Annotated in this window: 21 protein-coding genes; 16 read left to right on the top strand and 5 right to left on the bottom strand. The window is 45.0% G+C overall.

Going from position 1 to position 24,004, the window contains the following annotated elements:
• Nucleotides 1–41: 41 nt before the first annotated feature.
• Complete coding sequence (locus A8708_RS34230) at nucleotides 42–404, top strand: DUF4183 domain-containing protein (RefSeq protein ID WP_082927997.1); 363 nt, start codon at nucleotides 42–44, stop codon at nucleotides 402–404.
• A 5-nt stretch (nucleotides 405–409) separates the two neighbouring features.
• A complete protein-coding gene (locus A8708_RS34225; RefSeq protein WP_068671499.1) occupies nucleotides 410–838 on the top strand; it encodes a DUF4183 domain-containing protein in 429 nt (142 codons plus the stop codon).
• Nucleotides 839–886: 48 nt separating this feature from the next.
• Here A8708_RS34225 and A8708_RS34220 read toward each other — a convergent pair whose 3' ends face one another.
• Nucleotides 887–1,078: a type II toxin-antitoxin system antitoxin gene (locus tag A8708_RS34220; protein WP_068671498.1), complete on the bottom strand. Its 192-nt coding sequence runs from the start codon at nucleotides 1,076–1,078 to the stop codon at nucleotides 887–889.
• A gap of 12 nt (nucleotides 1,079–1,090) precedes the next feature.
• The gene (locus A8708_RS34215) at nucleotides 1,091–1,930 is read right to left on the bottom strand and encodes an SPFH domain-containing protein (RefSeq protein ID WP_068671497.1); all 840 of its coding nucleotides are present in this window, start codon (nucleotides 1,928–1,930) and stop codon (nucleotides 1,091–1,093) included.
• A 255-nt stretch (nucleotides 1,931–2,185) separates the two neighbouring features.
• Between A8708_RS34215 and A8708_RS34210 the strand changes: the two genes are divergently transcribed.
• Entirely contained in the window at nucleotides 2,186–2,389 is a 204-nt protein-coding gene (locus A8708_RS34210) for a hypothetical protein (RefSeq protein WP_204787698.1), read from the top strand.
• Nucleotides 2,390–2,509: 120 nt separating this feature from the next.
• On the opposite strand, the gene A8708_RS34205 is transcribed toward A8708_RS34210, so the two are convergent.
• Nucleotides 2,510–3,859 carry an erythromycin esterase family protein gene (locus tag A8708_RS34205; protein ID WP_068671495.1) on the bottom strand — a complete coding sequence of 450 codons (1,350 nt, stop codon included), beginning with the start codon at nucleotides 3,857–3,859 and terminating at the stop codon, nucleotides 2,510–2,512.
• Between the two features lie 298 nt (nucleotides 3,860–4,157).
• Here A8708_RS34205 and A8708_RS34200 point away from each other — a divergent pair, with 298 nt between their 5' ends.
• The 13 genes from A8708_RS34200 to A8708_RS36705 all read left to right on the top strand — a co-directional run bounded on the left by A8708_RS34200 (nucleotide 4,158) and on the right by A8708_RS36705 (nucleotide 20,996).
• Complete coding sequence (locus A8708_RS34200; RefSeq protein ID WP_068671494.1) at nucleotides 4,158–4,736, top strand: sensor domain-containing protein; 579 nt, start codon at nucleotides 4,158–4,160, stop codon at nucleotides 4,734–4,736.
• Between the two features lie 121 nt (nucleotides 4,737–4,857).
• Nucleotides 4,858–6,651 (top strand): helix-turn-helix transcriptional regulator, encoded by a 1,794-nt coding sequence (locus A8708_RS34195; protein WP_068671493.1) that lies wholly within the window; start codon nucleotides 4,858–4,860, stop codon nucleotides 6,649–6,651.
• A gap of 319 nt (nucleotides 6,652–6,970) precedes the next feature.
• Complete coding sequence (locus tag A8708_RS34190; RefSeq protein WP_068671492.1) at nucleotides 6,971–7,270, top strand: DUF6444 domain-containing protein; 300 nt, start codon at nucleotides 6,971–6,973, stop codon at nucleotides 7,268–7,270.
• 7 nt (nucleotides 7,271–7,277) lie between these two features.
• The gene (locus A8708_RS36305; protein WP_068671491.1) at nucleotides 7,278–7,502 is read left to right on the top strand and encodes a hypothetical protein; all 225 of its coding nucleotides are present in this window, start codon (nucleotides 7,278–7,280) and stop codon (nucleotides 7,500–7,502) included.
• 199 nt (nucleotides 7,503–7,701) lie between these two features.
• A complete protein-coding gene (locus A8708_RS34180) occupies nucleotides 7,702–8,844 on the top strand; it encodes a response regulator (protein ID WP_068671490.1) in 1,143 nt (380 codons plus the stop codon).
• The gene (locus A8708_RS34175; RefSeq protein WP_068671488.1) at nucleotides 8,841–11,987 is read left to right on the top strand and encodes a hybrid sensor histidine kinase/response regulator; all 3,147 of its coding nucleotides are present in this window, start codon (nucleotides 8,841–8,843) and stop codon (nucleotides 11,985–11,987) included. Before A8708_RS34180 ends, A8708_RS34175 begins: the two co-directional genes overlap by 4 nt.
• A 227-nt stretch (nucleotides 11,988–12,214) precedes the next feature.
• Nucleotides 12,215–16,600, top strand: coding sequence for an FG-GAP-like repeat-containing protein (locus tag A8708_RS34170; RefSeq protein ID WP_068671486.1), 4,386 nt, complete (start codon nucleotides 12,215–12,217; stop codon nucleotides 16,598–16,600).
• Nucleotides 16,601–17,155: 555 nt separating this feature from the next.
• Nucleotides 17,156–17,290 carry an NUDIX hydrolase gene (locus tag A8708_RS36940; RefSeq protein WP_275667952.1) on the top strand — a complete coding sequence of 45 codons (135 nt, stop codon included), beginning with the start codon at nucleotides 17,156–17,158 and terminating at the stop codon, nucleotides 17,288–17,290.
• Nucleotides 17,248–17,562 carry an NUDIX hydrolase gene (locus tag A8708_RS34165; protein WP_239696933.1) on the top strand — a complete coding sequence of 105 codons (315 nt, stop codon included), beginning with the start codon at nucleotides 17,248–17,250 and terminating at the stop codon, nucleotides 17,560–17,562. The genes A8708_RS36940 and A8708_RS34165 overlap by 43 nt, the downstream gene beginning before the upstream one ends.
• Nucleotides 17,563–17,607: 45 nt before the next feature.
• Nucleotides 17,608–17,910, top strand: coding sequence for a hypothetical protein (locus A8708_RS34160; RefSeq protein WP_068671484.1), 303 nt, complete (start codon nucleotides 17,608–17,610; stop codon nucleotides 17,908–17,910).
• Nucleotides 17,911–18,464: 554 nt separating this feature from the next.
• The gene (locus A8708_RS34155; protein ID WP_028557774.1) at nucleotides 18,465–19,181 is read left to right on the top strand and encodes a 3-ketoacyl-ACP reductase; all 717 of its coding nucleotides are present in this window, start codon (nucleotides 18,465–18,467) and stop codon (nucleotides 19,179–19,181) included.
• Nucleotides 19,182–19,907: 726 nt separating this feature from the next.
• Nucleotides 19,908–20,708: an NPCBM/NEW2 domain-containing protein gene (locus A8708_RS34150; RefSeq protein ID WP_068671482.1), complete on the top strand. Its 801-nt coding sequence runs from the start codon at nucleotides 19,908–19,910 to the stop codon at nucleotides 20,706–20,708.
• Between the two features lie 84 nt (nucleotides 20,709–20,792).
• On the top strand, nucleotides 20,793–20,996 hold the full coding sequence (locus A8708_RS36705) for a TerC family protein (protein ID WP_068671480.1): 204 nt from the start codon (nucleotides 20,793–20,795) through the stop codon (nucleotides 20,994–20,996).
• A gap of 141 nt (nucleotides 20,997–21,137) precedes the next feature.
• Here A8708_RS36705 and A8708_RS34140 read toward each other — a convergent pair whose 3' ends face one another.
• Nucleotides 21,138–21,890, bottom strand: coding sequence for a response regulator transcription factor (locus tag A8708_RS34140; RefSeq protein ID WP_068671478.1), 753 nt, complete (start codon nucleotides 21,888–21,890; stop codon nucleotides 21,138–21,140).
• Between the two features lies 1 nt (nucleotide 21,891).
• A complete protein-coding gene (locus A8708_RS34135; protein WP_068671476.1) occupies nucleotides 21,892–23,745 on the bottom strand; it encodes a sensor histidine kinase in 1,854 nt (617 codons plus the stop codon).
• Nucleotides 23,746–24,004 lie beyond the last annotated feature (259 nt).

Below are 24,004 nucleotides of genomic sequence, written 5' to 3'. Positions count from 1 at the left end.
ATTCTTGCATAGAATAACATAATCTACGAGCGGTAAGTGAGGTGATTCACATCCGGAAGCGCAAACGTCTTGAACCTACTGTCCGAAAGCCGAAAAAGACCAAGGAACGGGTCTGTACGTCCAAATATGGAGCGAAAACGTATTTCTATTACGCCATTTCTGATGGAGACAAGCGATGCTATACGGAGGAGGATCGCACCAAAGGTTACGGCGCTCAATCGATTCCTGACCCGAAAACTGTTACCTATTCACAAGTTTTCGTTAATGGTGTGCTTCAGCCAAGCACGCTTTATCAGATAGATAAAGGTAAGATAACGTTAATTTCGAAGGATGTACCTGAAAAAGGTGTTCCCATCATCGTGCAAAGCATTCGCATTTTCAAGCGAAGATTGGGAAGGGGGTGAAATAGATGGCAGCCTCACTGATTAAACTTTTTATTACAGCTGCGTTGGCTAATGCTCCAGTAGCTTCGGGCGGTGTTGTGACAACAACCGTAGATCCCGAAGTAACGAGATACAATGCAGTGCTTACGGTAGGTATGATTGGCGGTACGGAAACAACGATTCTGGCAGAAGATTTCCTTGATGACAATGGCGATCCTGTACAAGCAAATTCACTACCAGCCGTGCCTACTGACGGATATATTAACGTATATGTCAATGGCGTGTTACAACAGGAGGGTCTTTCGACGCTTACGACGGCTTCCTTGGTGTTAGATACGATCTCAGCGGTAGCTGGTACACCTGTCATTCTCGAAGTTGCAGATTTCTCAAATACAACTTCCGCAATTACGACACCACAGACCATTTCTGCACCAGCGATTGATGTTACCACGTAATTAAAAACAAAAACACATCTTACATGAGTGTCATGTAAGATGTGTTTTTTAGTTGTCCAATTCTTCATTCGTTTGCTGCGCGGCACTTAATTTGGAGAGCCGTCCCGAACGAAGGAGCGCTTCGCGTAGTAGATATTCAATGTGTCCGTTAACACTTCGGAACTCGTCCTCTGCCCATTGCTCCAGAGCTTGGTGCAGCTTCGGATCTAGTCGAAGTGGGAAGTTTTTCTTAGGAGCCATACCATGGCCTCGTTAGTACAACGTACCGGTATTAATGACCGGAGTCGCTGAACGATCGGATACAATCGCAACGAGGAGATTGTTGATCATGGCAGCTTTACGCTCCTCGTCAAGCTGCAATCCTTGGGCTTCCAATTGTGCGACAGCCATTTGGACCATGCCAACGGCGCCTTCTACAATAATGGAGCGTGCGGATAAAATCGCGGATGCTTGTTGGCGCTGCAGCATGGCGCTGGCAATTTCGGTAGAGTAGGCTAGGTGAGTCAGGCGCGACTCAATCACTTCAACGCCTGCAACGGAAAGACGATGTTGAAGCTCTGTGCTGAGCTCAGCCGCAACCTCATCGGCATTTCCTCGTAACGAATAGCCTTCTGTTTCATAACGATCATAAGGATATTTGCTAGCTACATGACGTAGTGCAGTTTCACTTTGAATTTCAACGAATTTCTCATAACTATCTACATCAAACAATGCCTTGTACGTATCAACAACTTTAAACACGATGACAGCGGCAATTTCAATCGGATTCCCATCGATATCATTCACTTTTAATTTGACACTGTTAAAATTGCGCACCCGCAGTGATATCTTCTTGTGAGAAGAGAAGGGAATAACAAGCCATATACCGCTTTTGCGAATGGTCCCCAGATAGCTCCCGAAAAAAGTAATGACCGTGGCTTGATTCGGCTGAACGACAGTAAATGACGTCAGGGAGATGATACTAACTACGAGTAATATAGCCCCAATGAGAAAGCTCTGTTGGGTAAAACTGTAGATGCCTAGCCCAAGTGCGATGAAAAATAAGAGTAAGCCAATAAAACCATTGAATGACCCTGCTTTCATTTCTTTCATACGTTGAAAAACCTCCCGATTATATATTGTTTTGATATTTATATGATATCACTTTTTACTTTAAATGTAAAATGGAATTAGCGGTTGTTTAGTAAGGCAAACATGTTGTATGTGATCAAGGAAAATAAAGTTCGTTAGTTAATGTTTACTAATGTGAACAAAAAGGCCAGCCTTTGTATTTACTTGGTGGTGCAGGGCGCTGACCTAACGGGCAGGTTAACGTAGAACACAGCAGGATATAAAAAAACTATGCGAATGAATATAGCAAGCCGAGTAGATGCTTCGTACTGGTTGGAATACTCAGAAATTAGAGATGAGGACTCGCTAATATTAAATGAGCTTGATCATTACAAGCAAGTTTTTTTGGAAGAGGAAGAAGAGGAAACAGATGTTGAGCTAAAGAATAATGATTTCAAAAAAATGATTAGTGATCTGAAAAGCACAATTTCTAAAGTATAGACTTAGAGAATCAATTTCAGGATTCATTAGTCTAACGATACGAAAATACCTATTAAGAACCTTGATAAATCAAGGTTCTTTTCTGTTTGGGTGATATTCTTGCCGTTTTTTTATTTCATATTACTTGATATGCGAAGGGGTCGTTTTTTGAATATGAACCATAATGTCGAATTGCTCTTGAAGGGAAACATCATAATATTGCGGTTCGTTAGGAATGATCACTGCAATGCCATCCAAGAATGGCTGCTTTTCTTTTACCCATTGCTGCGCATCTCCATTCAATTTTCGAAGATCTAACAGGAACTGATCGTAATGAACTTGTCCAAACATATGATTGGAGCTGTTCATGTTCTTCTGAATGGTATCCGCTGCAATCTTACCTTCACTGAATGCTGTAAATTTGCCTTCCGTGGTGGTCGAGCCAATTGCTACATATTGATTGCCAACACGTTCTTTCAGAAACTCCCCGGCGACTTTAGGATACATCTTCTCAGTGATTACACCTTTAGCTATGTGAATATTGTGCCCCCAAACCATTGTTTTGCCGCCAAGTTTTTCTTGAGCCCAAACTGCATGCTCGGCTAGATACTGATCATGCAGCTTCACCATGTTCGGATAGTCCGCCGGAATCACCATCTTCGTAAAATTCTCTATCACCTTAGCCGTCCCTTTCACCCAAACTAGCTCGTATGAATCATTCTCATTAATCGACTTCGTTTTGTCTTCAAGTAGCTTGACTATTTTTTGCGCATTAGCCGTATGCTTTTCTTTCACTTCAGTAGTCAGCTTCATATATTCCTGTAGATTACCTGACACCGATGACAATTCTTTGTAGCTTTGCTCGACTTCCGGCAGCAGATCAGGATGATGCTCCTTAACGTAGTTGATCACTTTATCGAAGACACTTTGATCAAGCATTTTTAAGTCTAGTCCGACGAAGTGAATTTTCTTTTTATGTACAGGATCAGAGTTGTATTCCCGCATCCATTTTACCATAGCGACGATCTCATCAGTTGGGTATAACAGCTTCAAAAACTCCTTAGGGTCGCCTATTCCCGTTTGGATATACGCGTTCAGTTTTAAACCGTTACCCCAATCCTCTTCAATCCCAAAATTAGTAAAGCCCAGCTCAGTGACTAAATACTTCACTAGGCGATGTTTCATCATAAAAATCTCCGAGCTTCCGTGAGTGGCCTCTCCTAAACCAACATAATTTGCATTCCCTATCATGTCTTTTAGCGGTTTTAAATCATTCAATGGTTGTTTCGGATCAAACGTATTCAGTTGCTTCGCCTGCGATTCAAGTGATTTCGCAATACTATTTTGAGATATTTGAGCTATTTCTACTGGTTGGGTTGTTCCTATATGATCCGACTTTTCAGTTTGTCTCGTACTGCAACCCGCAGCTAGAATTGATGCACTTAGCATGACGGAAACTCCGCCGTAAATCATTTTCCCTCTTGTATTCATAGCATTCACCTCATGGATTTTTTGAAGTACGACTCTTTCTGCGTGCAAGCATAGTGGCTCGTCTTCAGTAGTCCAATTGTCATTCACTCACTATCATATAGGCTAGTTACAAATCTTCACGATTTCATGTGACATGCTAGGCTCGCTAACATATTGATCAGCGGCAATATGTCACAAAGAAAATGATGACATGTTGTCACTGGTGGAGATGACAGATGTACGTTTAGTATGGGGCAGTAGGCAACCGCAGCAAACTATTTATTAAACCACTATTAAACGGAGAGGAGCGATGAACCTTATGAAATCAGGTTTCATCCAAAATGGTTATTTTTTATTATTAACTTTCGTTACAGGCTTGTTTTACTTTTGCTTTTATATGGTAGCTCTGTTGTTAAGTTTAAGTCTTTCATTTACGGTAATCGGCATTCCACTATTTACACGCGTATTGCGAACCACGACAACCTTCATCCAATTCGAACGCACGCAGACGAAAATTTATACTGATATTTCAACGGCGCCGTACAACAAAAAAATAGCAACAGATGCATCAGTCTGGGTTCATGCCAAATTAGAACTTACGGATCGCCGCAATTGGTTCGCCGTCTTTTGGTTAATGCAGAAGTTGGGGATCGGACTCGTCAGCCTCGTCAGCGTAGCCATTCTCTATTTAGGACCGATTGCATTCCTGTTGGCACCACTTTTGTATCGATACGTCGATTTAAATGTCATTTTCATGCAAGTAGATACGTTTGCGGAATCACTCTTTACCATGGGACTGGGAGCGGTGTTTGCCGCAATAAGCGTCAAGTTAAGTGACCGGTTAGTGAAAACAATCGGAGGTTATACGCGCGCCATGATTCAGCAGCTAGACCGATAGCTGTTTTGTTTCCGGCCTTTGTGCAGATGCTGTAGCGTAAACAGCCAGTTATGTACCTCACGAAGGTTTGGTCTATAATACTATAGGAAACAAAAAGAAAGTTGCTTAGGGGTTGAATGAGTTGTTGGATATGGTCAAACAGTGGTTTTGGTATGATTGGATTATGCTGGGGATTCGTCTTATTATTAGCTTTTCGCTTGTCCTTACGACGATTAGATTCCAGGAAGGACTAGTGCTGTCTCTTTGGATCGTTATTTTTTGGGAGATTGCCGCGTTCTCTATTCCCTGGGTGTGCTTACTGCTCAACTACAAATATTATTTATTCACAGAAATACTGCTATTTGGCGGACTATGTATACATTTAACCTCGATGTTTCCAGATGCTTTTCCTTCCTTTCTTGCCTCAGCCTTTCTGATTGCAGCGAATAGCGCACATCGGTCTTATTATTGGACGGCTCCAGCAACGGTCTTGGTAATACCGGGAATTTTTTATGTCGTTTCGCCAGATACCAACTATTGGTTCATGGTAACCAATTATGGATTTGCTTATGTGATGGGCTTCGCGTTTCATTTATTGATCGTCAATCATCGGCAAAATGAAACGATTCGCAAGCAAAATGCCGTGCTTGAGCAATATATGTCCCAAATCGAGCGTATTACGCTGGCAGAAGAACGAAACAGGCTGTCGAGAGAGCTTCACGATACTGTCGGTCATGCTTATACGTCCATCATCATGGGAATGGAAGCGTTACGCTCCGAGCTTGCTACTGAAATGGGTATACAGAGGCTGGATTCCTTGCTTAATTTGGGCCGTAAAAGTATAGAGGAAGTGAGGGGTTACTTGCATCAAATGGATTCTCCGCACCAGTCTCTTTCCTTGGTCCAGTCTCTGCAAAAGCTCGGAGATGAATTTCAAGAGCATGCCCGGATCCACATAAACTTTCGTGCGTTCGGAGAGGAGTATCCACTATCGCAACAAGCGAGAATGGCGTTCATTCGCTGCTTGCAAGAATCTCTAACGAATGCGGTTCGTCACGGTCAGGCGACGGAAATCACTGTTTCTTTGCAATTTGGGCAGCAAGATACGAGGCTGGAGGTGCATGACAATGGAACAGGGATGAAAGAATGGCGGGAGGGTTTCGGCATGAACGCGATGAAGGAGCGGGCCATGAATTTGCAAGGGCAAGTGTCCGTTTATACGAAGCCTGGGGACGGTACGCTTGTTACCTGTTCGTTGCCGCGACAAGCAGAAATGGAGGACGACCATATTCAGTTGTTGATCGTCGACGACCAACCTTTTATTCGGGAAAGTCTGCAGATGCTGCTCGACAAGTACCAAGACTTGACCGTAGTCGGTTCTGCAGAGGATGGTGAACAAGCCGTCGATCTGTGCGGACGCATCCAGCCTCACGTGGTACTAATGGATTTGGATATGCCACGCATGAATGGAGCCGAGGCAACCAAAATGATCAAGCAGCAATGGCCACAGATTCGCGTGTTGATTTTCACGACTTTCCAGGATGCAGAGCAAGCATTGGACTTACTGCGCAGCGGTGCGGACGGCTTCTTGCTGAAATCAACCGAACCGTTAGAGCTGGCAAATACGATCCGCCTTATTCACAGAGGAGGCACATTAATCGATCAGGGAATGTCTCATCAAATATTCGAGAAGCTCGATAAGAGCGTCGAATCAACGCAATTGAAACCCGTTAACGATTATGACCTGACTTACAGGGAAATAGAGATATTGCAGCTTGTTGCCAAAGGGCTCGGGTACAAGACGATAGCGTCCAAGGTGTATTTATCAGTCGGTACTGTCAGAAATTACGCCTCCTCGGCCTATATAAAGCTAGGAGTACGCAACAAGGAAGAAGCAGTCCAGAAGGCGTTGGAAATCGGGATCATCGTTAGCTAGAATTCGAATGATAGCGATGCTCGTTTATGAGGTGTTTTCTTATCGTGAAATTCTGCGATTTTAATGGTGTAGGGATCTTCCTATCGCTAATGGGTATAGATTCTTGTCGTTAGAAGATCCGTTTAAGAAGGTGGGAGATCATACATACTTTGATTCCCACTATATTTTCTTTTTTTTATTTTCGAGTATAATACTAATGTCCAATGATACAAAAGTGCCTACATAACTTTTAATGTAATTGCCTGAGGAATCAGGCTTTTTTATTTTAAAGGATTTAGGATTTAACGCGTCGAAGTAAGTTGCTAAAGTGGTGAAGGGCATGGAACTATCACCACAAGTGGCAAAGAAAATCAGTAAGGTAGACGATGAAATTGCGGGTTACTTCCATGCCAATCTAGCCAACAATCATCAGCTATCTCAACCTGTAGAGAAGCAAAGCATCCAAATCAAGAAGCAATCCGCCAAAATCGAAAAGTTAGAAAAATATGTTAACGAACTGGAACGCCAGTTCGGTCAAAATAGCAACAACAGCAGCAAACCGTCCTCCAGTGACAGGTTTCGAAAACCAACCAATCTTCGTCAGTCTGGCCTCGGCGCTCATCCAAATCGCGGTAACTAGGCGATGGATGAACTCGGAACGGTCGTTCACGACTCCTTGCCATGACGACATTCTTGAACGTGGTAAAGAGGAATGGGCAAACGCCGTCGTCAGAGCAAAAACCGGTCCGAAGGATCGGGAAATAAAGAGTAAAGCTGCTAATCTGGGCGAACGACTAATGATGCATAATGAGTCGATTCTCCGGATTCTTAGGGACACTGTAATTTTGATTGATAACAACCAACCTGAATGAGACTTGCGTATGGTGAAGTTATTTCTACATTGTTTAAGCAGGAGCGCCACGTCCTTGCTTCACTTGTCCATACTCTTATGGTCATGCTATTTTTTGGGGGGCCTAAGCAGTAACGTTTTTTTACACGCTACCTGCTTATTCCATCTCAAGCGTAGCGCCCATATTCAGCAACCGAACAGCCTGCAAGGAGGATACCAGGGTGAAAGTTCTATTGGTAGACGATGAACCATTGGCCTTGATCGGGCTTCGAATGGCATTAGATGGCGAATTCGACGATATGGAGATCGTAGCTGCGTATTCGAATCCGACCGAGGTCATTGCGGGCGCAATGGAGCATGCTCCAGATGTCGTCTTCTTGGACATTCATATGCCCGAGATCGATGGGCTGAAGCTCGCTAGACAGCTTCAGGCGATCATACAGGGTATCGAAATCGTATTCATTACCAGCTACGACCAGTATGCGATTCGCGCATTCGAGCTTTATGCTTTGGACTATATCATGAAGCCGGTGGAGAGACACCGTTTGCTCCAGACCGTAATGCGCGTCAAAGAAAAGCTGAATTGGAAAGGTTCGATGAAACCGCCGAAGTCGGATTCGTCCTGGATTTGCTGTTTTGACCGAATCCGGTTCCGGCATCCCGGGATGGAGTCGCAAACTGTGAAGTGGCGGACGAGCAGGGCGCAAGAATTGTTCGCCTACCTGCTCCTTCATAGAAACCGGACGGTCAGCCGCAGCACACTGCTTGAACTGTTATGGCCTGACATCGAGGAGACGAATACGGTGCAGCATCTCTATACGGAGATTTACCATGTCCGTCAAACCTTAAAGCGATATAAGTTGGACATGATTTCTATTCAATCTGGAGAGCGGGAGGCCGGATATCGGCTTGATATCGGCGAAGCGCGAGTGGATACGGAGGCGTGGGAACAAGCCGTGAAGCAACTGGGTCAACTTGATGCGAGCACGGTCGATGCTTATGAGCGTACGCTGCATGCTTATGAAGGCAGATATCTTGGGCAATATGAATATATTTGGGCGGAACACGAACGGGAACGGCTGCGATTAATTTGGCTGTATAATATGACCCGATTAAGCGAGTTTTATGAACAGCATGGAATGCAAGACAAGGCTATTAAAGTCAATAGGCGAGTTCAGGACCTGTATCCGGAAGAGGAATCCTGCTATTTCGCGCTCATGAAATTGTACGACGCCGTAGGCAGTAAGATTGAAGTGGAGGAGCAATACTTGCTTCTTCAATCGAGATTGGGAAGCGAGTTGGAGTTGCCGATCGGCGCTCACATCGTTCGCTGGTACGAACAGTGGAAATTAATTACGGCATGAAATGGCTTATTCGACCTTTGGCGCCCTATAGGCTCTATTTTCTCGTTCTTGCGATTATTGTCATTCTCTTTGGACTTCGATCGGCGTGGAACGAAGTTTATCCCTTTGACAAGTCGTTTCATGCGATAGACGGAATCATCGACTTGCGCGGAACGGACCTTGCGTCATCCTCTCCGTTAACGTTGGATGGACAATGGGAATGGTATCCCGGTCAACTGATGTCCGAGCAACAAGTTCAGGAGGATAAGCATCCTCGAAGCAGTATTCAAGTACCGGGTAACTGGAGAGCAGAGTTGAATTCCGATGCCACTAATGCCTATGGTTACGGAACGTATCGGCTTCGCATCCTAACCGATCGGCTTGAACAGCCTGTTGCGTTCTGGTTCAAAGGGATTCAAGCCTCCTCGCTAGTCGAGATCAACGGTAACATTATCGGGGGAGCAGGGCACGTTGCCGAGGCAGCAAGCGAGTATGTGCCCAGCAATACCTCATATAGCCTCTCTTATACGGAAAAGGGGGCTACGGAGATCGATCTGCTCATTCGCACGGCGAATTTCCACGCTCCGTTCTCCGGGGGGATTACGCGTTCTGTCCGATTCGGCACGGAGACGGCGATAGATGACATGAGCCAGCGTTCGCTCCTCTTTCAGATATTGACTGTGGGTATTTTGTTATTGCACGGTATGTATGCTTGCATCGTCTACTTCTACAGACGCAAAGACACATCTCTCTTCTTCACGGGGTTGTTTTTTTTATTTGCCGGCGTTACGGTATCCAGCGGTTTTGACAAATCATTGTTTATGTGGCTGCCTTTCGACTACACATGGACCATCAGGATCAGGCCTATTGCCTTGCTGTGGAAAAATATGTTTTTGCAGCTCGTCTTCATGAAGTCGACAGGAATTTCATGGCGCGGACGAGGGATGAAGATATACATTGCCGTGCTTGCGGGACTGACAGCGGGTCTATTGGTTGCGCCTGCATCGGTCGTGAACAGCGTGGTAGACTTGCATATTTTCCTTGTGGTTTACTTGCTGTCGTATATTTTGTTTATTGGGGTCGTGGTCAAGGCGGTATTCAAGAAGCAAGCCGACAACGATCTGAATTGGCTGCTGGTTGCCGCGATCAGTACGTTTTCCAATCTGACGTGGGTTATGTTGGACAGTTTCAGGGAAGTGACGAGCGTCTATTATCCAATCGACATTATGGTTGCCGTCATCGCATTTTCAACGCATTGGTTCAAAAAGTATTCGCGGAATGCCGATGAGATTAGCGAATTATACGAGCAGTTAAAGATCGCCGACAAAATAAAAGATAGGTTTCTCGCGAACACCTCGCATGAATTGCGTACGCCGCTGCACGGCATTATGAATATCGCGGGTAATCTCTACGAGAGAGAGAAGGATAATCTCACGGAGGGCAGTCGCCAGGAGATGGAACTGCTCGGCACGATTAGTCGGCGTATGTCTTATCTACTCGATGACTTGCTTGACGTCGTACGCTTGCGGGATCATCGCATAAGCTTGCAATTGGAGCCGCTTCGCGCCCAAGCGATCGTCCCCGGCGTTATAGCGATGCTTCAATATATGGCGGAAGGCAAGCCGATCATGCTGCATATGAACATAACGGAGTCGCTGCCGCCTGTGATGGCGGACGAGAAACGTTTGGTACAAATCCTGTATAACTTACTGCACAATGCGCTGAAGTATACGGAGCGGGGATCTATCACTCTATCTGCCGAAGTCCGGAGCGGGCAAGCCGTGATTGAGATAGCTGACACCGGCATTGGCATGGATGAAGAGACGCAGGCGCGAATATTCATGCCTTACGAACAAGCTGTATACGGAATCGGCGATGGTAGAGGAATCGGGCTGGGGCTTAGTATTTGTAAACAATTGGTCGATCTGCACGGCGGTGAGCTGTCGGTTGACTCCGCGTTAAGCAGGGGCTCGACATTCCGCGTTACTCTTCCGTTGGCGGATAGGACCGCACAATCGCTCGCTGGGCAGATTCGGCTTGCGGAGCGGGAAACGGCGACGGCGACGCAACCGTACGAAGGCTTGCGAGCGGAAGGGCGAGAGATAGACGGCAGATCATTACGCGACGCGGTTCCGCCGTTGCTCCATGGCGACAATATTCGCCTATTGGTGGTTGACGACGATCCGATCAATCTGAAGGTGCTCGCCGGCATACTAGAGTCAGAGCCTTTCCAGATCGTGACGGCGCATTCCGGGGAAGAGGCGTTGCAATTGCTGGAGCAACAATCGTGGGATCTCGTGATTGCCGATGTTATGATGCCGGGAATGTCCGGTTACCATCTGACGCAGAGGGTGAGAGAGCGTTACTCCGTTTCGGAGCTGCCCGTGCTGTTGATGACCGCCCGCAGCCAGTCTGCAGATATCTACACGGGCTTCCTGGCAGGAGCGAACGATTATGTGACCAAGCCTGCTGATGCGATTGAACTTCGGTGCCGGATTCGTTCGTTGATCGCGCTCAAGCGGTCGATCCAGGATCGGTTGCGAATGGAAGCCGCGTATTTGCAAGCGCAAATTCAGCCGCATTTCCTATTCAATACGCTCAACGCGCTGATGGTGCTTAGCAAGATCGATACGACCAGGATGCAGAAGCTGGGTGAAGCGTTCACCTCCTATCTGCGCATCAGCTTCGATTATATGAACACAGGGGAGAAGGTCGAGCTGGCTCACGAGCTTGCCTTGGTAGAAGCTTATCTGCACATTGAGAAGGAGCGATTCGGCGACAAGCTGGAGGTCGTTCGGAAAATAGAGAAAGGAGTTCGCGTGTCGCTTCCACCGCTGTCGATCCAGCCACTGGTCGAGAATGCCATTAGGCACGGTCTCTTGAGCAAGGGGATAGGCGGCACGGTTCAACTGCGGATCGCTCGCCTGGAAGACGGCATTCTGATCGAGGTCAAGGATAACGGCGTTGGCCTGTCATCCGATAGGATCGAGAAGCTGTTGAATCCTTCCCTGCAAGAGCAGAGAGGCATTGGCATTGTCAATACGAATCGGAGGTTGATTCAATTGTATGGACACGGGCTGAGTTTCGAGAGTAAGCTAGGTGAAGGAACGACAGTATCCTTCGTAGTTCCAACGGGGCGAGCGCAGTTAATAAGAGTTGAATAAAGCTTACCTATATAAAAGGCTGCTCTACGAGATAGAAACGGAATTATTTCGTTTCTATCTCGCGGAGCGGTCTTTTTTTTGCAGCTTAACGTATTCGCTTACGCGCTTTATAAGTCGATGGAAGGGCTGCGACTGTGATTGTATAGGGTTTGTATAGTTTGATTTGATATTCTATTGCATGAGTCGACAAAATCTTTAGGAAATGGTTTGGGAGGAGATGAATTACAGTGAGATGGAAGTCCGGTAACAAACTTATCAAACTTATACCTGCGATTCTTACAGCAATGTTAACAGTAGCGCCGCTTCATTCATTGGCAGCCGACCCGTCGCATTATCAAAGCGCTACAACCATCTATACCGTTGCAGCATCGGAACTAATCCATCACGTAGAGTACGCCGATCTCGACGACGATGGAAATCTGGATATGATCATTATTCAGCTTATGACCGATCAAGTCGGGGTTCTGCGAGGTAATGGCGACGGAACGTTTCAAGTGCCTCAACTCTATAATGTCGGCGACAGTCCTAAGTCCGCAACAGTAGGCGATTTCAACAAAGACGGGATAAACGATATTGTCGTTGGCAGTTACAACGACACCACGATTTCCATCCTGATCGGAAAGGCTGACGGCCAATATATGGACGCCGTCTTCTACCCTTCCGGCTACAGATCTTTGACTGTGACCTCCGGCGATTTCAATAAAGACGGGAACTTGGATGTAGTTGCTACGAACGATGGTGCAGACAGGATCTCCATTCTGTACGGGAATGGCAACGGCTCCTTCCAGACAGCTGTTACTGAGATGGTGGGAAGATATCCGCGCTACGTGGAGACTTACGACATCAATAACGATGGGAATTTGGATTTGATCTGTTCCAACGATGGCTCCAATTCGATAAGTGTCTTTCTTGGTGACGGTAACGGCGGATTCAGTAGGCAAGATTATCCGGCGGGAACCTTTCCTAACGAAATTGCAATCGGAGATTGGGATGGCGATGGCGTAGCTGACCTAGCGTTAAACGCGAATGGCGATAGCGGAATGACGATCCTGCTCGGCAACGCAGACGGTTCGTTTCGCGCACCGATCTTCTATTCGTCCGGTGGGGGGTCATACCCGCTCTATTTAGACGCTGGCGACATCAATAACGATGGCCGTCTTGATATCCTGGTTACGACTCAAGCGTACTCTTATGTCCTATTCCTTGGTAACGGCGACGGCACTTTCCAATCGGGCATCACTTATGCCCCGCCTGTTAACGTAAGAGAGGTCAACGCTGAAGATTTCAACGGCGACGGAATTCCGGATTTGGTACTCAAATCCAACAGTTCTATTGAGCTCATGCTCAGCAAGTCCGAAGGGTCGATCGCCTTCAATTCGGCTGCTTATTCCGTCTCCGAGGACGGAGGATCCGCCATTGTTACCATCGTTCGAAGCGACAGCTACGGGCCGACGACGGTACGATTGACGACGACGGACGGCTCCGCCACCGCCGGCACTGATTATACCGCAGTCACCGATACGATCTCGTTCCTGGCGGGCGAAACGGTCAAGACCTATCCGATCCCGATTGACGATAACACGGTGTACTCCGGCAATCGGATGTTTACGGCAACGCTCTCTGATCCTTCGAACACGGTGTCGCTGGGAGCGCAGTCAAGCGCAAGCATCACGATTATGGAGGACGAGCTGCCGGATACGACGGCTCCGACCGTAGATGTTACGAAGTTCACGGCTATCGACAACTATGCCGGAACGCCGGATCAACTGCGCGGATCGGCGAATGCGATCAGCGAGTCCGGAGTGAACGTTCGCGCTTATGCCTGGAATGACGCCAATGCTGACAACTTGATCGATGCAGGCGAGTTGTCGGCGACGGGAGTGAATCTGGGAATGAGCGCGGCCGATGGCTCCGTACCCGCGGCCGCTCTAGGCAATCTGCCGCCCGGCTCGTACAAGTACGTCCTTACCGCGACGGACGCTGCTGGCAACGAATCGCCGCGAGTAGCGAGCGCGGCCATCTCCGTTAACCTATCGAAGGCGACGATGCCGCAGGATAGCGTGATCAGCCCGACGACGGCGACGTTTGATATAAATCTGGCGAACCAGGCGGATGTAGCGACGGAGATGACACTGAACGGCAACACGCTGATGAGTATCGCGAATGGCGGGACGCTGTTGGGAAAAGACGTGGACTACACGGTAGTGGACGGAACCGTCACGATTGGTCAGAGCTACTTGGCGGGGCAGTCAGTGGGATCGACGACGCTGACGTTTACATTTAGCGCCGGATCTGAGCAGACATTAGTGATAACGGTGAGCGATTCGACGCCGCCGATGTATGGCGTCACTTACGATGGCAATACATCCGATGGCGGCACGACCCCGATGGAGACGAATCAAGCGTCTGGAGCAACCTTTGCGGCTAAAGCGAATACGTTCACGAAAACGGGCTATACGTTTGCAGGGTGGAACTCGCAGGCGGACGGCGGCGGAACGGCGTATGCGGCGGGTGCAACGGTGACGATGCCATCCGGCACGTTAACGTTGTACGCGCAGTGGACGCCGATTACGTACGCGGTGACCTACGCCGGTAATACATCCGACGGCGGCACTGCGCCGACGGAGACGAACAAGGCGCAGGGAGCGATGTTTGCGGCGCAAGCGAATACGTACACGAAAACGGGCTATACGTTTGCAGGATGGAACACGCAGGCGGACGGAGGCGGAATGGCGTATGCGGCGAGTGCAACGGTGACGATGCCATCCGGGGCGTTAACGTTGTACGCGCAGTGGACGCCGATTACGTACGCCGTAACTTACGCCGGTAATACATCCGACGGTGGCACGGTGCCGACGGAGACGAACAAAGCCTCTGGAGCGACCTTCGCGGCGCAAGCGAATACGTTCACGAAAACGGGCTACACGTTTACGGGATGGAACACGCAGGCGGACGGAGGCGGAACGGCGTATGCGGCAGGTGCAACGGTGACGATGCCATCCGTCGCGTTAACGTTGTACGCGCAGTGGACGCCGATTACGTACACGATCAGTCCGTTGCCGAACGTGACGCTGAATAATCTGACAACAGGCTATGCATCGGGGGCACGGGATACGAAAACAGTGAACGTGACGCGGACGGGCGCGGGCGACTTGACGAACTTGGCGACAATGTTGAGCGGGACGAATGCGAGCAGTTTTACGATTACGCAGCCCGCAGAGACTTCGTTGAATAGCGGGGCGCCGTCCACGACATTTACGTTACAACCGAACGCCGGACTTGCCGCAGGAACCTATACGGCAACGGTATCGGTATCAGCGACCGACATGATGCCAGTGACTTTTACGGTGACACAGATTGTAATAAGCGCAGGAGACGGCAGCTCGACACCTCCAACTTCTCCGGAACCGGAGAAGGAACAGGTCTCCGATTTGGTTATCGATCTGAACGGTGTACCATTTGACCCGAATACCATCGATACGACGAAGCCGTCCGTCACGCTGGAAGTGACGCCGAAGGGCGGGATAGTTTATGTCAGCATCCCTGATAGCATATTAACGAGATTTGCGGGCCAGAACGCAACTTTCTTCATCGAGATTCAGACGCCTTTTGGCAGTTACCGAGTGCCGGTTAATCTGGCTTCCCTCATTCCGGGAATGAAGGATTTGCTTGCCGCGAACAAACTGAATGCCGAGGATATAAGCTTCAAGATCACACTGACCGACAAGTCCGGTGACGCGGACATTCAAGCTGCGTTTGCAAGCGGCTTGCCGAACGGCAAGGTAATGGGCGCCATTGTCGATTTCAACATCGAGATCATCAATATCCAGACTAAGCAACTGATAGGTACGGCTGACAAGTTCAGCAAGGCGATGGTAAGAATCATCCCGATGCCGAATGAATTGACGGACCTGCCGGAACAATGGGGGGCATTCCGCTATAACGAAACGAAGACGCAATTCGAGTTTGTTCCTGCGCGCAAGGTGCAGATCGAGGGCAACTTGTATGTGATGATCAGCTCATTATCGAACAGTGTGTACGTCGTGGCGGACAATCCGGTCGACTTCACCGATGTACGACAAGATTGGAGCAAACCTTTCATCGATCTAGCGGCGGCAAAAGGGCTTGTTAGCGGCGTAGGCTTGTATGATCCGAACAAAGCGGTCACTAGAGGGGAATTTGCCGCGATGCTCGTACGGATACTTGGACGCGGCCATTCTACCAACACCACAGCGCCATATGAGGATGTAAAGCAAGGTGCTTGGTATTATAGCGAGCTTGCACAAGCGAAGGAACTCGGCCTATTGGAGTTCGCGAGCGGCAACCGCTTTAAGCCGGATCAACTGCTGACGCGCGAGGAAATGGCGAGTATGCTGGCGGCTGCAATTGGACTTGAGAAGCTGCCATCCACAGGAGAAAAGGTTAGCTTGAATGGCTATAAGGATATTGGAAGGATAGACACGATATATATGGAGGACATTCAACTGATGGTTAAGCTTAACATCATGACTGGTACCAGCAAGGATATGTTCAGTCCGGAAGCCGAGACGACACGTGCGCAAGCGGCGGCCGTCCTTGTGCGGACGCTTCGGGTGCTTGGATTCATTGATTAATTGAACCATCCATCATTCAAAATCAAAGACCGTTCAATGTGAACTGCACCCCAATTGTTAGACACAATCTAACAATTGGAGGTGCAGTTTTTCTATATGTCCAAATTAACACCACAAGAAAAATACAAGCTGCAAAAAGGTACCTTGAGAGAAAGGAAAGTCAGGATACCGTTGCTCAAAGTAGTGGGGATATCCAAGGCTATTCTTCAGACGTAGATACGTCAGTACCAACTTCAAGGAGAAGATTCTTTTATAACTACAACTGACCAATTAACTAACAAAGTTTTCAGCAGTCTCTGTCGAGTTTACTGATCTAAACAAAACGGCCAGCCATTGTATTTACTTGGTGGTGCAAGCGCTCAACTAACGGGAGTAAAAATTGCGAGGATTTAAAAATGAGAATTTCGAAATTAGAATTCAAAAGTTGTTTAAGAGACGGTTATCCAGGACCGATTATTTTGCTGATTTTATAGTAGATGGACAATCAGTATACGAAATATATGCTGAGGAATTCGATTTTGTATCTTGTTTAGGGTGGGGCAGGAGGGGATTCTGATGAATCCTTGGGTCGGTGCGGCAGCTATATGTAACAATTCTGATAGACAATTACTTATGGTACTACAAGGTAAACCAGAAGAAGAAAAACGATGGTCGGTGCCTTCTGGGGAAAAGAAGAAGATCAAACCTTAGAAGATTGCTGTATTAGGGAAGTTTATGAGGAGACAGGTTGCCTCTGTAAAATTAACAAAGAGATAAAGGGTAATGCAGGGGCAATTGGTCCAGTTGAATTCCATGTAACATATTTTGAGGTTGAGATTTTAAGTGACCATCCAACAATCCATGACCCTGGACTTATATATGAAATTGCTTGGAAGACCACTGAGCAGCTAAATGACCTGCACTTTTCCTTTCCTGAAGATAAAGAGTTCTTGTTACAGTACATCGAACAAAAACTGCGTTAAAGGCGAACGTAAGCATTTAAAGCTATACATGGGGAGTTATTAAAGATGGAAGTTTTGAAAGAAAAGGCATACGTATATCTGTTTTATTGTGTTCTTTTAGATATTCGGAGTGCTTCTTATACTCATCGTATAAAATGGTGGAAACCTTCATCATGGATCCAGGCTAAAATTGATTTGCAAGAAATAAACAATATTGCTGATGTATTTCATAACTTACCTGACTTGCTTGTTAACCGACCAAATGAATTTGATGAAAAGTGGTTTTGGGATTACTTAAAACAGCGACTTCCAGAGAAATATGAATTTTATTTTCAAGTTTTTACCGAAAAGTTAAACGAAAAAGCATGAGTTCATTCATCTTACGAGATACATTAGCGCGGCGATGGAATCGATCCATCGACTAATTTCGTTCCTGGCGATCCTCTCGACTAATGGGCAAGGACATACCAGACGATTTTGCAGTGTATACCGTGGAGGGCGAGAAGCCAATTTTAATGGTTTGGTTGGTACCCGTCACACCTCAAGAGATAAAATTCGTGAATCAACATGGGTAGAAGCTGTTTGAAGTTTTGCTGGAGGCTTCAGACCCCAATTAGATTGATTTCAACCATAGGAGCATTGTCTGATAAATAGACTTTATTGCGCTAACGAGGGAACGTTAATTCAACAAAAAACGCTTTAACTGGTACACAAGTCTGATATCTGTTACCAATGTAACAGCGACTTGTTCCGTTTGTTTGTAAATAACATCTGAGTAAATACAGAAGATGTCATTTTGATAATACAATACTGCACACAGGGACCACCTCACTCTCGAATATCGATTTTAGTCTTATTTTTGTTTGTGCTAAAATAGTGTTGAATCAAGCTTTACATATCGAGAACTAAAGGAGCGAAAAAATATGCAATCCGTAGCAGGGAAAGTAGCATTAATTACCGGAGCGGGACGCGGTATCGGGCGTGCAACAGCAATTGCGTTTGCTCAAGAGGGCATTCACGTCGGTCTTGTGGGACGTTCGCTTGAAAATTTGCAGAAGGTAGCGGAGGAGCTCAAGCCGTACGGCGTGAAGGTAGTCATTTCAACAGCCGACGTGGCGGATCTTGCTTCCATTACTGCGGCGGTTGAGTCCATTCGCGGTGAACTGGGTGCAATTGACATTCTCGTCAACAATGCCGGAATTAGCAAATTCGGCGGCTTTATGGAGTTAACGCCCGAAGAATGGACGAATATTATCGACGTCAACGTTAAAGGCGTATATTACACCACCCGCGCGGTATTGCCGGAAATGATGGAGCGCAATGCTGGCGATATTGTTAATATTGCATCAACGGCTGGACAAAGAGGGGCTCCGCTCACGAGCGCTTATACGGCATCGAAAGCCGCTGTTATCGGGTTAAGCGAGTCCTTAATGCTTGAGGTTCGAAAGAAAAACATTCGCGTAAGCACATTGACTCCAAGCACGGTCGCAACCGATATGGCATTGGAGCTCAAGCTGACGGACGGCAACCCTGAGAAGGTCATGCAGCCGGAAGACTTGGCTGACTTGATCGTTGCGCAGTTGAAGCTGCATCCTCGCGTCGTATTGAAGCATGCCGGACTTTGGTCGACGAACCCCTAACCGTCCGCTGTCTCTCGTCGTCGCGGAAAACAATTGTGTGACCTAGAAGTTAGTGAAGTTATGGAGTTCATGGTCCGATTCACCAATTGAATTTGCGTGATGCACTTATGGTAGGTGATCGTGAGGTGAAAACATCATTTCAAGTACCACCAGTGCTTCATTGCCTGGGTATTGAATACGATGGTGATGCCTAAGTCGTAGTCGTCTCATTTACTGATAATAGAAGTCTATGAAATAAATGTTGTAACAAATTTTTTAAGGTTGTTCTACTCAGAACAACCTTTTTATTTTGACTGAGCGTGTGGCTTTATAAAGGCTCTTAATAGTTAAAGGTGGCAAGATGATGTTCTTTTGATTAATCTAAGCCTCCCAATAAGCGTCCAGGACTGGCTCGGGCAATAACCTTGTAAAGTTGTTCAACTACCAGGCAGTTTAGCTTGGAAGATCTAAGGATTACTAGAGATAACTGGGTTTACCTAACACACTAACCGCTAGTCCTGCTTGATTTCCCATGAATACTCTTCAAGAATAGCGAGCATTATGCTTGTGGCGGCTCTTTATTTTAACTCAAGTGATTGTAATTTTTTTGTGAAAAATTAATGAACTTAATATTTTTTGCGACAAATTACGACAACATAAATCGCCAATTTTCGATAAAATAACGTTTGTGTTGCCTAGTAAACAACCGGTATAAACATAAAGTTATGGAAAGCAAGGGGGATTCAAATGAAGAGATTATTGCAAGGTTTTGTTGGTGGTTTTTTGATTTGCTTAGTATTGTCAGGAACAGCGGTGTACGCAGCATCGGGGAGTACTATGATTGACGTGTATTTTAAAAACTTAACGTATCTGTTTGATGGCGTTAAGAAAGCCCCCCCTCAAGATGCCAAAGGATTTATTTATAACGGAAATACTTACGTTCCGCTACGTTTTCTTACAGAAGCATTAGGTAAAGAAGTGAAGTGGGACGGCAGTACGGATACGATCTCGATTGGGCAAAATAGCGTTGCTACAACACCAATTCCCACAACGCCAACGAGCAGTGGTTTAGAGCAGAATGAGAAGTATCTAAGTGAACTTGTCTATGATACCAAAGATGGTGATGCGAATGTATTCCTAAGCTTAGATGATTGGGAGAAATTCGCTTGGAATACAAAGCCAGGGGACACGTTTAAGATAAATGGCAAGATGTATAATTATGGATTAGGTGTGCATTTGAATAAGTCAGTTCCGCCTACATACTATAAAAGTGGTGGTGCGGTCACTTATACCTTAAACGGTGAGTATAAGAAGTTAACAGGGTATGTTGGTATTGATGATTCTGTTGTGAAAAGCAAAGCTAAAGGAACGTTAACCATAACAGGTGACGGCAAGGTATTGTCAGTTACAAGTGATGTCATTGCTGCGGTAGACCCAGTTGCCCTTAATGTCGATATTACGAATGTGAAAACACTAGAAATTCGATTCCAGACGAATCGTAATGATTATGTTAATTTTGTATTTGCTGATGCGAAATTAATTAAATAATAAACTTTGTTGAAGTGGTAAGAACGATTAATGAGCCGGAGTTAACATTTTAAGTAGAATAGAATTCACAATATAGCATTAAGCTTGCATAACAATGATGAGCAAGAAGAGAAGCAGCAGTCGAGTTCACATTTAAGCACGGCGATTAAAACGATTCTTATTGCCGATCTTGTTATGAGCCTCGATAATGTGTTGGCTGTTGCCGGGGCAGCAGGTGGAAGTTTTTTACTGATTACATTGGGACTAGCCATCAGTATTCCGCTCATCTTATGGGGAGTAATTTGCTGATGACACTTATAAATCGTTTGCCAGTGATCGCTGTTCTGGTTGTTGCTTCTGTTCTAAATAATTCGATTGTGTTTTCCTGTATGGATTAAGGTCAGTTCTTGACGCGCATTATGAAATGCGGTTAAGAACTGATTTTTTGTTTCAAGATTGCTCATTTTGTTGAAACCCTTTTGGTGTTAAGCCCGTGACTTGTTTGAAAATTCGGCTAAAATAAAATTGGTCCGGATAACCAACTAATTCTCCTACCTCTTTTATGGCAAGTTGTTTGTTGTTTGTAAGTAAATACTTGGCTTCGTTAATACGCAGAGTTGTAAGATATTTCGAGGGCAATTCACCTGTATACTTGATAAAAATCTTACTTAAATAAGATGATTTAAAATTAAATTTACTTGAAATTTCTACCATATTTAATTCTTTATTAAAGTTTTCACGAATGTACTGTTGCACCGCATGTACAATTTCTCTAGGGTCACCTGAATGATCTATGGCAATCAATGCTGTCTTTTCGTCTTCCAGTGATAGCTTAATATTCATAAGCGCTCTGTTTAATTCAATCGGTTTTACTGGTTTAAGTAAATATTCATCAATATTATAACGAATAGCTTGTTGTGCGTATTCAAAATCAGCAAATCCGCTAATAATGATTTTCTTAATATGATGGAAATGAAGATGGAGTGTTTTAATTAATTCAAGTCCGTCCATAACCGGCATACGTATATCGGTTACGACAAGGTCAGGTTGATATAACTCGATTAGTTCAAGCGCAGATTTCCCGTCATTTGCCGCACCGATAACATGAAAATTTAGATCGCTGGTTTCAATTTTTTTTACTAAATAATTGCGTATCAACAGTTCATCTTCAGCAATAACTACTTTAATCTGCTTATGTTTCATATCATTCCTCCTCTACGATGAAACCACCTATTGTAACAGATGCACCACCATTAGAATTGTATGCAATTCGAAAAACCATTTTGGCTTGATATTGTAATTTAAGCCGTAAATAAATATTTAGCAACCCCATTCCATTAAGCTTAAGCCCAGGCATAATTTTACTTTGTTCGATTTTCTCAATTTTTTCATATAGGAGATTTAACTGTTGATCATTAAACCCTAAGCCGTTATCAGAAACAGTAATTTGCCAGTTGTTGTTCGTAATTGTTCCGACAATGTGAATATGCCAAGGCGAGGCTTTTCTTGTGACGAATTTTAAAGCATTTTCTACCAACGGCTGAATGATCAGTTTAGGAATTTTTAAATCTAACATATTGGGATCAATTTCAAAGGAATATTGTAATTGGGAACCATACCTTATTTGATGTATGTTTATATATTTTTCAGTATAGTGAAGCTCAGTTGCTATATCTACTTCTAAAGATTCATCAGAAGAAATGTAACGCAGCATGTCAGATAGATTATCGGACATTTCAATAATTTGGGAATTCATATTTTCTTCTGCCATAATTCGTATGGTCATTATCGTATTATATAGAAAGTGGGGGTTCATCTGCGATTGAAGCGCTATCATTTTGGATTGAAGCTCCTGAGCTTGTGACAACAAGAGCTCATTCATTGAATTCTTCAACCTGGAATTCATATTGATAAAGGATAAATGTAATTGATCTAGTTCATTTAAACCGCTATTCAATTGTTGGGGAGTTGGGTTGTATCCAATATCCTCCAACCGAATATTGCGAATCGTACGATGTATTTTTAAAATCGGCAGCGTAATTCTTTTTGCAGAAAAAAATGATAGCAGGATAGCGAAAATTAGTATAAGAATTGCGACAAAAACGGTTCTTTTTGCAAATAAGGAAAGGGGAGCTAGCAATTTTTTCTCTGAAATGATGATAGCTACATTCCATCTAGTAAATTGAGAATGTTTAATAGAGAGCATTTCTTTTTCTTTGGTTGTTGGATTGGTGATTATCGTATATTTATCGTCATTGTTATAATTAGAATATTTTGTAATGTAGGGCTCGTAATCTGATTGATTCATGTTTAATGGATATATGATGTGATTCGAATCGTCAAACACTATTATTTTCTCGCGATTTGGATTTCGATCGAGATAGTCCATAATACTCTTAAAGATATGGTTGTAATATTGCTTAACTTCGACAATTCCTTGGGCTACATTTTCTTGATCGTAAAACAAACGAAAGAGTGAAATGGAGTACTGCACTTGGTTGGATGACAAGAACTTAGACATTTTTTCATCTGGGACAGGAGGGTGAATAAATTTGCCTTTTTTATTTTCAGTAACAGTTTTATACCAGTCTTCTTTAGTTGGATCATAGCTTTGATGGCCGTTTTCAATCCCATTTGCATAGACACTATTCATAAAATCGTATAAATAAACTTGATCCACCGGTCTACTGGGACCGATTGCAATTGCCAAAATGTCGGCTAGTTCTTTGGAACTTTCGAAGTTATTCATGGGTATTGATTTACTCGTACTAGCATGTAATTGTTCTTCCGTTTTTCCACTCGTGTATTCAATAAATAAGTCTTTTACCAAATTAGAATACATCACATCAAGCGTAACGGCATCCATCTTTTGTATTTCAAGATCTAATTTTTCTTGCGTCGATTGAGCAAGATTGTATATGGAATCCGTTGCGTTTTCCCTTAATAAATCGGATACCCATAAATAAATCCAAACGACTAGAACTGTAAAAACAATTATGATGATCAAGGAATACGTGGTGAAAAGAATGGTTTGAATGTTTTTAAATTTGTTCAGCATAACTTCCTCCTGTCGGAAATTATAAATGGTATTCAACGTGTCAAATATAATTTTGTTCTTCAATTATGTGTGTAGAAATCAAGTTTGTCAAAGCTATTTATATGGATTCATGTGGTTAAAATAATACAAAAAAAACGCTGACCATCTCCATGGAGAACCTGAAACAACTTTAATATAATAAGGATGTAATCAGCGAGATCATTCGTTTGGAGGGTAGAATTAGAGGAAAAGGGGGAACAAGCAACATAATAATGAATTT

Origin of the sequence: Paenibacillus oryzisoli (assembly GCF_001653565.1) — a bacterium.
GTDB classification, from domain to species: domain Bacteria; phylum Bacillota; class Bacilli; order Paenibacillales; family NBRC-103111; genus Paenibacillus_E; species Paenibacillus_E oryzisoli.
This window is presented reverse-complemented; position numbering and strand designations above follow the sequence as displayed.